This window comes from Candidatus Profftella armatura, from assembly GCF_000441555.1.
Taxonomy (GTDB): domain Bacteria; phylum Pseudomonadota; class Gammaproteobacteria; order Burkholderiales; family Burkholderiaceae; genus Profftella; species Profftella armatura.
Genome location: NC_021885.1, coordinates 425,515 through 441,591 on the forward strand (window position 1 = coordinate 425,515; position 16,077 = coordinate 441,591).

Genomic DNA, 16,077 nt, shown 5'->3' on the forward strand with positions numbered 1-16,077 from the left:
TTATAATAATTTAATCCCAGTCAACTATAATTTTCTTTTTAATTATATCAACATTTTTAATAAATATTTTAATAAAAGGAATTAATATCCCATATTTTTTTTTATATTTTTTTGTACAAATTATTTCAGTTGATGATTGTATTATTCTTAAAATTGAATGTACTTTATTTTGTATAATTTCAGTAACAGTTCCTAATAATTTTCCATGAATATTCTCAACTATACAATCAATCAAATTAAACCAATAAAATGTATCAGATGATAATAATTTTGGAAAATCATTAATAGATATTTTAAGATAATATCCCTGTAATTTTGTTGCTAAATTACGATCTGTTATTCCGTATAAATTAGCTAATACATAATTTCCATGATTTTTTTTATTTAATATTTTAATAGAAAATAATTTTAAAGAATTTGGATCAAAGAACCAAATTTTTCGTGCATAAAAAAAAATATTTTTATCATCTAAAAATAATTTAATAAGTATCCATCCAAAAATACCATATGCTCTTAAAACAACCCCAATTGTTATTAAATCTTTTGTAAAAATTTTAGATTGATTATTTATATAATTAATTTTTTTCAATTACTTCATAATTTATAAATTAAAATAATTTTTATTATTATAACGAATCAAACGATCGACCGTTAATGATGTTTTAGCTCCAACTTGTTTCCAATAAGTAAATCTATTTAATAAAATTTTAAATTTTTTTTCTTTTTTAGAGGCCAATGGATTATAAAAACCTATTCGCTCAATAAAACGACCATCTCTACTATTTCTAGAATCAGTTGCTATAATATTAAAAAAAGGACGATTTTTTGCGCCTTTACGTGTTAATCGAATAATAACCATTTTATAATAATTTCCAAAATATTTATAAAATTTAATTTTAATTTCATTTAAAATTATTTTTATTGATATATTTATTTTTTGATAAATAAATACTCGAACAAACAACAATAATTGACATTATAATACCAGGTAAACTAATATGCAATTCCATGTTGAATATAAAAATATTTTTTATCAATAATTTATTTATTTGTAATTGCGTAAGAGATTGATCAGAAAAAATCATATTACCAGATAAATAACCCAATAATATTGAACATAATATAATAATACTTGAAAATTTTTCTATTAAAATTAGAACTAATTTACTGCCAAAAATAATAATTGGTATACTAAATAGTATACCAATTATTACTAATAACATTTGATATTTGTTTGATATTTGAGATGCTGTTCCAGCGATAGCTAATACATTATCTATACTCATAATTAAATCCGCAAAAATAATAGTTTTAATCGCGTGAATTAAATTTTTACCACTAGCAATAGTGGTATAATTATGATCATTAGATAGTAATTTTATACTAATCCAAAAAAGAAGAAAACCTCCAATTATTTTTATATATTTTAAATTTAATAAATTTATTGAAAATATAACTAATATTATTCGAATAGCAATAGCCCCAAATGTACCAAAAATAATTCCTTTTGTTCGTATATTAGGTTGTAAATTTCGACAAGCAAGGGCAATAATAATGGCATTATCACCTCCCAGTAAAATATCTATTAAAATAATTTGTATAATAGAAATTCCGTTTGATGCTGTTAAGAATGTCATTTTTTTAATTTCTTTCTATTTATAAAAATTTTAATAAAATTTTTTTTATCTAGCCTTTGAAAGATTAGGTAACAAAACAAATAAGTAAATATTTAAATGAATTTAAATATTTAAAAAGGATAACTTTATTAAGTCTCTCCTTTTTATTCTATATTATTTACAATATTTTTTTCAATAAATATCCTATTTCTGAATGATTTTTTGTTATAAAAATTCCACAGGATTCCATAATATCTAATTTAGATTGAGCGGTATCAAAATCACCTGTAATTAAGGCTCCAGCATGACCCATGCGTTTTCCTGGGGGAGCGGTAATTCCAGCTATAAATCCAATAACTGGTTTTTTCATATTTTTTTTAATCCAATTTGCTGCATATATTTCATCTAATCCACCAATTTCTCCAATCATAATAACTGCATCAGTATTTTGATCTTCATTAAATAATTTTAATATATCAATATATTTTAATCCATTAATTGGATCCCCGCCAATTCCAACTGCTGAAGATTGACCAAAACCTAATTCAGTTAATTGACAAACCACTTCATAAGTTAATGTTCCTGAACGAGAAACAACACCAATTCTACCTTTTTTATGAATATTTCCGGGCATAATTCCAATTTTTATCTCCTCAGGTACAATTAAACCTGGGCAATTTGGACCCAATAATAGTGTTTTACTATTATTTTTTTTCATTTTATTTTTTAAAATTAACATATCACGAACAGGAATACCTTCTGTAATACAAATCACTAATTCTAACTCAGATTCTATAGCCTCCCAAATTGCAGAAGTAGCAAAAATTGCTGGAACATAAATAACAGAAACCGTTGCCCCTGTTTCATTTTTAGCATTTTTTACTGTATCAAAAATTGGAATTTCTTCAAATTTTTGGCCATTTTTTTTTGGGTTAACCCCCGCTACAAATGCTTTTTTACCATTTCCGTAATTAAGACACAAATTAGTATGAAATCGACCAGTTTTTCCTGTAATTCCTTGAGTAATAACTTTTGTATTTTTTGTAATTAAGATTGACATAAATATTTTTTATTTAAAATTATTATTTTTAGATATAAAAATAGCTTTTTTTGCTGCTTCTTCTAAATTATTTACATTAATTATTGGTAAATTTGATTTAGTTAATATTTTTTTTCCAATATCTTCATTCGTGCCCTTCATTCGAACAATTAAAGGAATATCTAATAAAAGAGATTTAAATGCTGATATAATTCCATAAGCAACTATATCACAACGAACAATTCCACCAAAAATATTTACTAAAATAGTTTTTAAATTATTTTGTTGCATCATTATTTTAAATGCTTCTGTTATTGTTTTTATTGTTGCACCACCCCCAATATCAAGAAAATTAGCCGGTTCTCCTCCAAATAGTTTAATAGTATCCATTGTGGCCATAGCTAAACCAGCTCCATTAACTAAACAACCAATATTACCATTTAAAGGTATATATGTTAAATCAAATTTTGACGCTTCAATCTCCATTAAATCTATTTTATTTATATATTTTTTATGAGCATATTGATAAGAAATTATTTCTGGATGACGAAATAATGCGTTTGTATCAAAGTTAAATTTAATATCTAAAGAAATTATTTTATTTTTAGAATTTATTACTAATGGATTAATTTCCAATAATAAAGAATCAGTTTCCCAATAAGATTTATAAATATTTTGTATTTCTTCATAAAAATTTATTAAAGAATTTTTAGGAATAGAAATTTTTTTACTTATATTATCAATATTATTTTTTGTTAAACCAATCAATGGATCAATTATAGTTTTATATAATAATTCTGGAGAATTTTTAGAAATTATTTCAATATCCATTCCTCCTTTATTTGACCCCATAAATATTATATTTTGTTGAACCCTATCTGTCATAAAACTAATATATAATTCTTTTTTAATATCTATATATTCTTCAATTAATACACAAAAAACATTTTCACCTTTTTGATTGGTTTGAGACGTAATTAATTGCATTCCAAGAATTTTTTTTGTATATTTTTCAACTTGTTCTAATGATTGCGCTAATTTAATTCCCCCGCATTTTCCTCGACCTCCTGCATGAATTTGTGCTTTTATGACCCAAGAATTTCCGCCTATTTTTTTTGCAGCCTTAATTGCTTCATCTACATTCATGCATAGAATACCTTTTGGAATAGTAACATTAAATTTACGAAGAATTTCTTTACCTTGATATTCATAAATATTCATATGAATCCTTTTATTTTAATAAAATTAAATTTACGAAAAAATATACAAATAACGATCCCTTCTTTTATATATATCACATATATTGAAAACAATAATAGAATTTTTCATTTTTTGATATTTATCACACCACGCATGCTCCTTCTAAAAAATATTACAAAAATCTATATTTCTAATTTTATTACTAAATACTCAAAATCTTTTTGATTAACAAATTCAACATGATCCACTCTTTGTTTTTCATAAATTTTTGTAATATAAAATACAAACCATTTTCTAATACCAAGAATTTCTGAATTTTTTTCTGATTGTACTATCAATTATTTTAATATTAAGATTCATTTTTTAAAAATATCAAATAGTACTAATTATAACCAGTACTAAATATAATTATAACCAGTACTAAATATTAATATCTCTCTAAATTTTAAATATAGTTGATTCATAATGTATCATAGGATAGAAAATTTATATAAAATAATACACTTAAGTTTCCATTTTTTTATTGATTACAAACATACTCTACTCCTATCTTAAACCATAGATTTTCATATTTTAAATCGTTCTTTACTTAAATTTTTGACATAAATAAAATTAATTTATATACTCGTATCATAATATATTTTGATTTTATTCTTTCTTTTTTCTAATTTTAAATCATAGATAATTAAAGTCTATAAATTATCTGTATTATTTATTTCTATTTTTACAAAAAATATATTATTACAATCTTAAATATTTTTCTTCCAATATCTTTTAATTGAATTAATGAAGTATTTCCAATGGTAAATAAGAAATATTTAAATTTTTTATTTATTATTTTATTATTACTTGAAAAGTAATATTAAATTTTTTATTTAAAATAAGAATATTATATTTTTTGAAATATTTTTAAAATTTTTATTAATAAAGAAAAAATTTTTTAATAAAAATTAAATATGTTTTTAAAAAAACAATATAAAATTTTTAATTTTTCAGGTACTTTATAAATATTTAATAATAGTATTTAATTCAATATTATTTATAAACATGGCCTAGGGCGGAATTGAACCGCCGACACAAGGATTTTCAGTCCTTTGCTCTACCAACTGAGCTACCAGGCCAAAAAACAATTTTTATATAATATAGTATAACTAATTTTTTTTAAAGTATAAATAGTTTATTAAATATTTTTTCAATAAATAAAAAAATGATTTTTATTATTAAATAAAATTAAATTAGAATTTAATTCTAAACTGCCATTTTTTTTATTTATAGTTATTAAATAACCATAATATAAATTTAGATTACACTTATCTTGAACCTGTTTCAAAACATATTCCAATGTTTAATTTGTTTGTTTTTAATTAGTTACTTTAGTTTAAATAACTTTTACAGATGATTATAAAAAATCCATTGAATATTTATTTATTTTACAGTATGATTAAAAATTACTATATTGAAAATATTTCAAATTTAAATTATTTAAAAAATATAAATAAATTAATTATATTTACTAATTTACTTAAAATTTAAATTTTTAAAGGGGGTGTTAGCTCAGTTGGTAGAGCAGCGGACTCTTAATCCGTAGGTCGAGTGTTCGAATCACTCACGCCTCAAATATTTTACAAAAAATAAAAATTACAAAATACTATTCTTTTAATAAATTTTTCATTTTTTTAAAAGCAACTGTTTCAATTTGACGAATACGTTCAGCAGATACACTAAATTCTTTAGCCAACTCATGTAATGTAGCGACTGAATTATTTTCAACTAACCAACGTGCTTCTACAATTCTACGTGAGCGTATATCCAACTTATTTAATGCACTTTTTAATTTTTTTAATTGAAATCTATTATATTGTAATGATTCTATTATTTTTATAGGTTCAGTAATTTCTGTAGATAAATAAAAAATTAAAGGCAGTTTATCATAATTATTATATAAATAATCCATTTCTATATCTTTTCCAGATAATCTTGTTTCCATTTCAATTATATCTTTTCGTTTGACGTCTAATGTTTTAGCTAATAAATCTATTTTTTTTAAATTCATTGAATTTAAATTTTCTTTATAATTACGTAGATTAAAAAATAATTTACGTTGTGATTTAGTTGTTGCTATTTTAACTAAACGAGAATTTTTTAAAATATATTCATGTATTTCGGCTCTAATCCAATGTATAGCATAAGACGCCAATCGAACACCTTGATCAGGGTTAAAACGCTTAACCGCTTTCATTAAACCAATATTTCCCTCTTGAATTAAATCAGAATGTAAAAAACTATAACCTAAATATCTTTTTGAAATTGAAACCACTAATCTTAAGTGAGATAATATCATTTTTTGTGCAGCATTTAAATTATTTGTTTTTTGTAAATCATAAGCTAAAGATATTTCTTCGTTATAAGATAAAATTGGTAGATTATTTACTGTTTTAATATATTTATCAATATTACCTAAAGTACCAAAAAATTTACAAGCTAAATAACTATTATTAATAATAAGAGAATTATTAGTTATATATTTCATTAAAATTCCTTATTTTATAAAAAAATATTAATTTTTAGCTTTTTAAAAAAGAATTTAATTATAAGATTATAATTAAATAAGTAGTTTATTTTTTATAAATAAAAAATTTATATTTTAATTTAATATTTAGGGTTTAAATTTTTAGATTCACTCCATAATCTATCAAATTCTAGTAGAAATTTTTCAGAAACATTTGGTTTATTTCGAAAATAAATTACATTTTCCGCATTACGATTCATTGCATTTTGTGTATAATTTAAAGATCCAGTTTCAACAGATTTATGGTCAATAATTATAAATTTATTATGCATGATTGCATAATTATTATTTAATCTTATTGGTATATTATTATTCGCCAAATAAGTTACAGCAGTATATTTGCCACTATTAGCTTTTTTATCAGCAATTATTCGTATATTAATTCCCTTTTTATAAGACTTAACAAGAATTTTTGCGATATCTTTATTTGTAAAAGAATATGCCGCAATTTCAATTGATTTTTTTGCTTCTTGAATTGCATTTAAAACGATTTTTTTTGCATTTCCTGGTGAAAAACCAACTTCTATATTATTATTATGATTAAAAAAATTAGAATTACTAAAAATAGGTAATGTTAAAAAAAAAATTAAAAGAATAATTGTTATTTTTTTAATTATTTTATTTGAAGATGTTAAATTTTTAATTTTTTTTTTTAAAATAGACATTTTTAAAATTTATAAATTAATTTATTAAAAGAATAATTTTTGAATTTTTTAAAAAATTTATAAAAACTATTTTGTAGTTCTTGATCCTATAGCCCCATATTTTCTTCTAAATTTTTCTACACGCCCAGTTGAATCAACTATTTTATGTTTTCCCGTATAAAATGGATGTGATTCTGATGATATTTCAATTTTTACAAGAGGATATATTTTTCCTTGAAATTCAATAGTATTAGATGTTTTAATAGTTGATCGAATAATAAATTTAGCATCATTTGAAATATCATGAAAAAGTGTTTCTATGTATTTTGGATGAATATTTTTTTTCATATTTTTATAAAGTATAATTTTGTAAAGTTTTAAATTAAGGATATAATTTGTAAAGTTTTAAAGGATATAATTTTGTAAAGTTTTAAATTAAGGATATAATTTGTAAAGTTTTAAAGGATATAATTTTGTAAAGTTTTAAATTAAGGATATAATTTTGTAAAGTTTTAAATTAAGGATATAATTTTGTAGAATTTTAAATTAAAACAATTATTTAATAATATTTATGATTTATTTAGCCTTGTTTCATCATATTAAAAAATTCAAAGTTATTTTTTGTTGATTTCATTTTATCCAAAAAAAATTCCATTGCCTCAATTTCATCCATACTATATAACAATTTTCGTAATACCCAAATTTTTTGTAATTTATCATCCTGAATTAATAATTCTTCACGACGAGTACCGGATTTATTTAAATTTATAGCAGGATAGACTCTTTTTTCTGCTAAACGACGTTCTAAATGAACTTCCATATTACCTGTTCCTTTAAATTCCTCATATATAACATCATCCATTCGACTACCAGTTTCAATTAATGCGGTTGCAATAATAGTTAATGAACCGCCTTCTTCAATATTTCGTGCTGCCCCAAAAAAACGTTTTGGTCTTTGTAATGCATTAGAATCTACTCCTCCTGTAAGTACTTTTCCAGATGCTGGAATAACTGTATTATAAGCTCGCGCTAATCTAGTAATTGAATCTAATAAAATTATTACATCTTTTTTCATCTCAACTAAACGTTTCGCTTTTTCTAAAACCATTTCAGCTACTTGCACATGACGATAAGCAGGCTCATCAAAAGTTGATGCAATAACTTCTCCTCTTACAGAACGTTGCATTTCTGTTACTTCCTCGGGTCTTTCGTCAATTAACATTACAATCATTATAGCTTCTGAATGATTAGTAGTAATTGCATGAGCAATATGTTGCAATATTATAGATTTTCCGGATTTTGGTGACGCAACTAGTAAACCACGTTGACCTTTTCCAATAGGCGCTATTAAATCAATAATTCTTCCAGTAATATTTTCTTTACTTTCTATATTTCGCTCTAATAATAATAATTTTTTCGGATGTAATGGAGTTAAATTATCAAATAAAGTTCTATTTTTTGATAATTCAGGTTTTTCACCATTAACTTTCTTAATTTTTAATAAAGCAAAATAACGCTCTCCATTCTTTGGAACTCTTATTTCACCTTCCACAAAATCCCCGGTATGTAAATTGAATCGACGTATTTGAGATGGTGATAAATATATATCATCTGAAGATGCCATATAATTACTACCTTGTGAACGTAAAAATCCAAAACCATCTGGCAAAACTTCCAATGAACCATCACCAAATATTCTTTCTCCAATTTTTGTTTTTTTTTTAAAAATTGCAAACATTAATTCCTGCTTACGTAAACGTTTAACACTATTAACTTCTAAATCAATTGCTATTTTTAAACCATAAAATGTAATATTTTAAATTTAGATATTTTTTAATTTTTTACTTTTAATAATATAAAATAACTTTTAAATAAAAAATAATGGGTATAATAAAATATGTATTAAATTAAATAATATAATTGAGTAATATTTTATGATGTATTGCATTATAAATATAGATTAAATGAAATGATATATTATCAGTAATGTGTTATAAATATGTTATAAGTGATATACTAATATATTAAAATGAATAAATTTTAAATTTTATATCAATAAAAGAATTTAGATATTATTATCAATAAAAGAAATTAATTCATTCTTTGTTAAAGATCCTACTTTTTGTGCAATATTTTTTCCATTTTTAAATAAAATTAATGTTGGAATTCCTCTAATATTAAATTTTTCTGGGACAATTTTATTTAAATCAACATTTATTTTAACAATTTTTATTTTATTTATGTATTTTTTGCTAATCTCATCAAGAATTATTGAAACTGTTTTGCAAGGGACACACCATCCCGCCCAGAAATCCACTAATACAGGTAATTTTGATTTTAATACATCCTTATCGAAAGATGTATCATTAATATCTTTGATATATTTAGTCATTATTCTTTCTAATATTGTATTTATTTTTGATTTATTTAATATATAATTTTTAAAATTTAAATTATATTATTCATTAATTTAAATATTATTTTATAATTTAGAAATTATATTTAAGAATTTCATATATACAATACACAATACCATTACATATTTTTTATGTATACATGGTCATTTCGTACATATGCATTACTAATGTAATGTACAACTATTATAAAATATAAATTTAAATTTTTTAAAATATTATTTTCATTTACATTTTTTCTAAAAACTTAAATTTTATCATATTTATATTTATGTTACATCCAGCATTAAGAATTACTCCATCAGCTTTATTTTGGTTCGATTCTGTTAAACAAATAATAAAACATTGTGAAAATTTAAAAATAATTTCACCTAAAAAATATGATTTTTCATCTCTTCGTATCATAGTTCCAAATACTCTTCATATTCAATATTTTAAAAAAGCATTTAATAAATTTTTTTCCTTTAAAAATTATATATCTCCATTTATTGGAACATTTGATAATTGGTTAAAATTACATATATCTAATTTTGATATTTTTTTTCCAATTCAAAACCATGAAAAATTACTATATTTATATTTAAAATTACAAAAAAATTATTTATTTAAAAAAAATAATATGATCAATAAAATTGATTTATTAATATTTTCTAAAGAATTAATTAAATTATTTCATGAATTAAATCAAATGTTATTACCATCAATTTATAAACTAGATAAAATTAAAATTCGTTGGAAATCAGCTTTAAATTTTTTATCACCATTTGTTTATACTATATTAAAAGATGAAATTGAATTAATATGGTCAATTTGGTGTTATCAAATTAAAAATGATGAATCAGTATGGCGATTTATGAATATAAAAAAATTAATAGTTGAAGTAGAAATGCCATTAATTTGGTTTACCTCTATTCAACCATCTCCAATTGAAATAAATTTTTTAAATAATTATGGCAAAAATTGCTCTGTATTACCAATAATAATAGATTGGTCTAAAATACCATATTTATATTTTAAAGCCTGGCCGGAAATTCAATTATCAAAAACTGAATTTACCATAACTAAAAAATTTATATCTCCTTTATATATTAATGATAAAAATATTGATGTGCCATCAAATTTATCAATTTGTCCTTGTAACAATTTAGAAGATATTGCTACACAAGTATCCCAAAATATTATCAATTTATTAATTTTAGGTTATAAAAAAATTGCTATTATTGAATTAGATAGTCTAGTAATTAGCAGAATCTGTTCTTTATTGAAGCGATCAAAAATTTTTGTTTTTAATACGGTAGGATGCAAATTATCGAGAACTAGTGCAGCAGCTTTTTTGACTAATTTTTTTAATGTAATAGATGAACCTCGAAAAGCCAATAAATTTTTAATTTTTTTAAAATCACCATATATATTAAATGATATTTTAGATAAAAATAATTATATATCAATAATTGAATCAATTTGTCGTGATACTATTATTTTTAATAACTTATATTTTGCCCTTAAAAAATTAAAAAATATTAATTTAGATTTATATAAATTAATACAAAAAATAGTAAATAAATATAAAAAATTACATATTAAATCTTATTCTATCTCAAAATGGAATTCTATAATTTTAAAATTTTTTTTAGAATTAGGTATTAATGAAGCACTAGACACAAATGAATCTGGAAAACTTGTATTAAAAATTTTATCAAATATATATAAAAATACAGATTTATTATTTACATTTTCTGAATATAGAAAATTTATTGAATTACAAATGGATATGACAAAATTTATATCAAAATCAGATGATAATCGTGTTACTATATTATCGATAAATGATATATATTTGTTGCGTTTTGATGCTGTATTCATAGTTGGAATTGATATTGATAATTTTCCTTCATTAGTAAAGGAAACTTTATTTTTTTCAAATATATTTAGAAAAAAATTAAAATTAAATACAAATTATTCTTTACGTCAAAAACAATTACGTGAATTAACAGAACTATTATGTTGTTGTAAAAAAGTTATATTATTTTGGCAAATATATAAAAATTCAGAATTAAATTTCATTAGCCCTTTAATTGAACGCTTACAATTAATATTAAATATATATAAAAAAAAATTAAAAAAACATCGTTCCAAAATAAATTTGTATGATATAAAATCAATTCCTATACTTCCTCCTCTTCCAAATTGTGGTGAATTACTTCCTTATAAAATATCTATTACTAGTTATAATAATTTCATAGAATGCCCTTATAAATTTTTTGCGCAACATATGCTTAATTTAAATTCCATTAATAACTTTTATAATATTCCTCAAAAATACCATTACGGAAATTGGGTGCATAAAATTCTTTTTTTATATCATAGTCATTTAAATAATGTAAAAAAATTAATTTCTTTAGATAAACGTTTTGAATTATTAAATTTAATTTCTAAAAAAATATTTAAAGAAGTTTTAAAAATTTGTCCAGTTTCTTTAAATTACTACATTTCTTGGAAAAAATCAATTCCATACTATTTAAAATGGTCTAATTCTCATGAATATTCTGGTTGGAATTTTGTGTCCGGAGAAAAGAAATATAAAAAAACTTTATTTTTATTTAATAACAAAAAAATAGTATTATATGGTCGTATTGATCGTATTGATAAAAATATAGATGATCAATATTTAATATTAGATTACAAAACTAGCGACTATAATTCTTTAAGAAAAAAAATACATAATAATAAGGATTATCAATTAATACTTTATAAATTTTTATTAGAAAAAAATATAAAGATCCCTAAATACAATGCTCAATATATTGTATTAAACAATAAGCAAATAAAAATAATAGATATCCCTAAAAATATATTAAATTCCGTCACAACAGAAAAACTAATATCAAAAATAAAAAAACAAATATATTCAATTGCAACCGGAGCATCATTACCTGCTTTAGGTATTGAATCAATTTGTCGTTTTTGTAATATGAAAGGTTTATGTAGAAAAAAAGAATGGTTAATAAATTAGTAATTAAAATAATAAAAATAAAATAATGAATCAAAAAATACAAAAATCTTCAGAAATATCTTATGATATTAATGGTATTTCATCAAATATTCAATCTTTTATTAATATATCTTGTAATCCAAAATATTCAGTAATAGTGGAAGCTTGTGCTGGTAGCGGTAAAACCTGGTTACTTATTAGTCGTATATTGCATATTTTATTAAATGGCGCTAAAGCATCTGAAATATTAGCAATTACATTTACAAATAAAGCAGCCAAAGAAATTCTTAAACGTCTAATGAATTTACTAAAAGAACTTTCTTTAAGTTCTGATAAAAAAATTGAAATATTATTATATGAACGAGGTATATCTAAAAAAAAAATATTAAATTTTATTCCATTAGCTCGTAATTTATATCAAAAATTAATAATAGAAAATCAAAATTTATCAATTTATACATTTCATAGTTGGTTTGCTTATTTAATGCAAATAACACCTTTATTTTCTAAATCAATTCGCGGATATAAATTAATCGAATTTACTGGAAAAATAATAGAAAATGCATATAATCAATTAATAACATTTGTTAATAAATCTAAAGACAAATCTATTATTAAAAAATCTTTAATAACACTATATGATTTTTTTGGAACTAGTAATGAAAATATTCGTAAATTACTTAATGCATTTATTGATAAACGTGTTGAATGGTGGATATTATCACGAAATAATAATAACAATGCTATAGAAATTTTACGAAAATTAATGGGAAAAGACATCATATCAGATGCCCGTTTTTCTTTATGGAAAAATTCCTCTAAAATTAATGAAATTAATATAATAGTTAATTTATTAAAAAAAGGTTCCTTAATTAATAAAAAACGCGCTTTAATTATTGAAAAAATATTATCATCTAATCCTAGTATTAATAATTTTTCTATTTTATCAAATCAATTTTTTGATAAAAATGGTAAATTACGTTCTAATTTAAAAACTAAGGATTTAAAAAATGAATTAATAAAATACTTTAAAAATGATGAATTATTATCAATTAATAAATTCGATATAAAATTCAAAAAAATAGCAGAATATTTGAAAAAATTACTCAAAAGAAGCAAAGAATCTTCAATTTTATCAATAAACAAAGCGCTTTTTAAGTTAGGAAATATGTATCTTAATATTTATCAAAAAATAAAATTTAAAAAACGTGTAATAGATTTTTATGATATTGAATGGAAAATTTATTGTTTATTTACTAATGATAATCATGTGATCTATTTGCAAAATAGATTAAATATTTTATATAAATATATTTTATTAGATGAATTTCAGGATACTAGTCCATTACAATGGATTATTATTAAATCTTGGATAAAAAAATACAGTGTAAAAAAAATAAAACCATCAATATTTATCGTTGGAGATCCAAAACAATCAATTTATCGATTCCGTCATGCTGATCCACGTATATTCACTGCAGCTTGTAAATTATTAAAAAAACGCAATGGTTTTATTTTACGTTCTAATCGAACTTGGCGTAATTCTATAAATTTAATTAATGTATTAAATCTTAGTTTTAAAAAAAACCCAATTTATACTAAACAAACTACTGCTTGTAAAAATATAGGAAATGTATGGAGACTTCCATTAGCAACAAATACATTTTTTTTTGAAAAAAATTTTCATACAAATATCTTAAAAGATAATATTAATTCAAATAATTTTCATGAAGAAGAAGATATTTTTTATAAAAATGAAGGAAAAATGATAGCTCAAATATTATTATATTTAAAAAAAAATTTTTTAATTAATAATACTAAATCTAATAATATCAAAAATAATAGAAATTTAATATGGTCAGATGTAATGATTTTAATAAAAAAACGTACACATTTATTATCATATGAAAATGCATTACGTCATTATGGAATCCCATTTATATCAGATAAAAGAAGTGGTCTACTTGAATCCTTAGAAATAACTGATTTAATTGCATTATTAAAATTTCTAAATATGCCAAGTGATTCTTTATCATTAGCACATGTATTAAAGAGTCCTATTTCAGGTTCTTCTGATGAAGATTTAATTATATTAGCAAAACGCTCAGAAAAAACTTGGTGGAAACGTTTAAAAGCTATATGCAAAGAAAACGTACAATCATTGTCTCTAAAAAGAATTTATAATTTATTAAAAAAATGGTTAGCAATTTCTTTAAATTTACCAGTATGTGATTTACTTGATATTATTTTATATGAAGGAAAAATAATTAAACGTTATACTCAATATACAGTAGCATTTAAAATAAATCAAGTAATTGGTAATATTCATAAATTTGTAGAATTATCTTTTAAATTAAACCTTAAAAATTATATTACTTTATCAAAATTTATAGATATATTATCCAATCTAGATAATAAAATAGAAAATAATTCCATAGATGAGGAAAAAATTAATGTATCTACAAATTCGATACGTATTTTAACTGTGCATAGTGCAAAAGGATTAGAAGCACCAATAGTGATTATTTTAGATTCAAATCATAGTAAACATAACTCTGATAAAATTGGTATCTTATGTAATTGGCCCCAAAATAAATTAAAACCAAAACATTTTTCTGTATATTCTAGTGAAAAAGGAATGGCTCGAGATATTTTATTTAAAATAGAAGAGAAATTTAAAGAACAAGAAGATTGGAATTTATATTATGTTGCATTAACTCGAGCTAAACAATTACTCATTCTTAGTGGAATAAGAAATAAAAATAAAACAAATGGATTAATATTAGATAGCTGGTATAATCGCCTAAAAGGCGCAACAGATTTATCTATTGATTTTTTAAAAAATATAATAAATAATTCTTCAGAAATAATTAATTGTAACTCAAATTATAAGAAAAGTAACAAAATTACTCTTTCATTATTTAAATCACCTTGTTTGGAAATTAAAAATAACTTAAAAACTAATGCTAATATTATTCACGATAAAATTAACATAGACAAGGGTATTATTTTTCATGATTTATTAGAACGACTTTGTTCGCAAAAAAAATGGCCAATTATTGTTCCAACAACAAATTTTATTTCTAAATGGTTAAAATGTTCATTATCATTAGCAAAAATAGGTAGAAAATATGTAATAAAAATATTATCAAAATCACATTTAAGACGTTTTTTCGATTCTTCAAAATATTTAAAATCATATAATGAGATGGAAATTATAATAAATAATATTACTTTTAGATTAGATCGTGTTGTTGAATTTAATGATGAAATTTGGATTCTTGAATATAAATTAAATCTATTTAAAAGTGAAGAAAAAATCTATAGAATACAATTAAAAAATTATTGTAATTCTCTTAAAACCATATGGACTAAAAAAAAAATTCGTGCCGCATTTATTACTTCTGATGGTAATTTATTAGAATAGTATATGAAGTACATTTTTTGAAAAATCAATATAAATAAATTATAAAATTTTATATAAAATTTGTGTTTATTTTTTAAAATTTATAATATTATTATAAATAAATCTTATTTATTATTAAATGATGAAAATTATTTATTTAATTAATATCATTATTTATTTTAAAAATTAAAATTAAA

The 16,077-nt window shown here is 21.4% G+C and carries 13 protein-coding genes and 2 tRNA genes; 3 read left to right on the forward strand and 12 right to left on the reverse strand.

What is annotated here, in order from left to right; genetic code table 11:
- Positions 1 to 10: 10 nt before the first annotated feature.
- The 7 genes from rimM to SSDC_RS01850 form a co-directional block, all read right to left on the reverse strand.
- Complete coding sequence (gene rimM, locus SSDC_RS01825) at positions 11 to 589, reverse strand: ribosome maturation factor RimM (RefSeq protein WP_020915610.1); 579 nt, start codon at positions 587 to 589, stop codon at positions 11 to 13.
- A gap of 12 nt (positions 590 to 601) precedes the next feature.
- Positions 602 to 859, reverse strand: a complete 258-nt coding sequence (gene rpsP / locus SSDC_RS01830; RefSeq protein ID WP_020915611.1) for a 30S ribosomal protein S16 — start codon at positions 857 to 859, stop codon at positions 602 to 604.
- Between the two features lie 43 nt (positions 860 to 902).
- Entirely contained in the window at positions 903 to 1,637 is a 735-nt protein-coding gene (locus SSDC_RS01835) for a YjbE family putative metal transport protein (protein ID WP_020915612.1), read from the reverse strand.
- Between the two features lie 157 nt (positions 1,638 to 1,794).
- The gene (gene sucD / locus SSDC_RS02145) at positions 1,795 to 2,676 is read right to left on the reverse strand and encodes a succinate--CoA ligase subunit alpha (protein WP_020915613.1); all 882 of its coding nucleotides are present in this window, start codon (positions 2,674 to 2,676) and stop codon (positions 1,795 to 1,797) included.
- 9 nt (positions 2,677 to 2,685) lie between these two features.
- The gene (gene sucC / locus SSDC_RS02150) at positions 2,686 to 3,876 is read right to left on the reverse strand and encodes an ADP-forming succinate--CoA ligase subunit beta (protein WP_020915614.1); all 1,191 of its coding nucleotides are present in this window, start codon (positions 3,874 to 3,876) and stop codon (positions 2,686 to 2,688) included.
- Between the two features lie 161 nt (positions 3,877 to 4,037).
- Positions 4,038 to 4,193, reverse strand: coding sequence for a hypothetical protein (locus tag SSDC_RS02155; RefSeq protein WP_020915615.1), 156 nt, complete (start codon positions 4,191 to 4,193; stop codon positions 4,038 to 4,040).
- A gap of 710 nt (positions 4,194 to 4,903) precedes the next feature.
- Positions 4,904 to 4,976 (reverse strand) — tRNA-Phe (locus SSDC_RS01850).
- A 422-nt stretch (positions 4,977 to 5,398) separates the two neighbouring features.
- On the opposite strand from SSDC_RS01850, the gene SSDC_RS01855 reads away from it, so the two are divergent.
- Positions 5,399 to 5,471, forward strand: a tRNA-Lys gene (locus tag SSDC_RS01855).
- A gap of 32 nt (positions 5,472 to 5,503) precedes the next feature.
- On the opposite strand, the gene rpoH is transcribed toward SSDC_RS01855, so the two are convergent.
- From rpoH to trxA, 5 genes are all read right to left on the reverse strand, one after another.
- The gene (rpoH, locus tag SSDC_RS01860; protein WP_020915618.1) at positions 5,504 to 6,385 is read right to left on the reverse strand and encodes an RNA polymerase sigma factor RpoH; all 882 of its coding nucleotides are present in this window, start codon (positions 6,383 to 6,385) and stop codon (positions 5,504 to 5,506) included.
- Positions 6,386 to 6,504: 119 nt separating this feature from the next.
- Positions 6,505 to 7,089, reverse strand: a complete 585-nt coding sequence (locus SSDC_RS01865) for a phospholipase D family nuclease (protein WP_020915619.1) — start codon at positions 7,087 to 7,089, stop codon at positions 6,505 to 6,507.
- Positions 7,090 to 7,155: 66 nt separating this feature from the next.
- A complete protein-coding gene (locus SSDC_RS01870) occupies positions 7,156 to 7,416 on the reverse strand; it encodes a type B 50S ribosomal protein L31 (RefSeq protein ID WP_020915620.1) in 261 nt (86 codons plus the stop codon).
- 232 nt (positions 7,417 to 7,648) lie between these two features.
- Entirely contained in the window at positions 7,649 to 8,881 is a 1,233-nt protein-coding gene (gene rho, locus SSDC_RS01875) for a transcription termination factor Rho (RefSeq protein ID WP_420885226.1), read from the reverse strand.
- Positions 8,882 to 9,133: 252 nt separating this feature from the next.
- A complete protein-coding gene (gene trxA, locus SSDC_RS01880; RefSeq protein ID WP_020915622.1) occupies positions 9,134 to 9,460 on the reverse strand; it encodes a thioredoxin in 327 nt (108 codons plus the stop codon).
- A 293-nt stretch (positions 9,461 to 9,753) separates the two neighbouring features.
- Between trxA and SSDC_RS01885 the strand changes: the two genes are divergently transcribed.
- Together SSDC_RS01885 and SSDC_RS01890 are read left to right on the forward strand one after the other, a co-directional pair.
- A complete protein-coding gene (locus SSDC_RS01885) occupies positions 9,754 to 12,495 on the forward strand; it encodes a PD-(D/E)XK nuclease family protein (protein ID WP_020915623.1) in 2,742 nt (913 codons plus the stop codon).
- 25 nt (positions 12,496 to 12,520) lie between these two features.
- On the forward strand, positions 12,521 to 15,901 hold the full coding sequence (locus SSDC_RS01890) for a UvrD-helicase domain-containing protein (RefSeq protein ID WP_020915624.1): 3,381 nt from the start codon (positions 12,521 to 12,523) through the stop codon (positions 15,899 to 15,901).
- Positions 15,902 to 16,077: the final 176 nt, after the last annotated feature.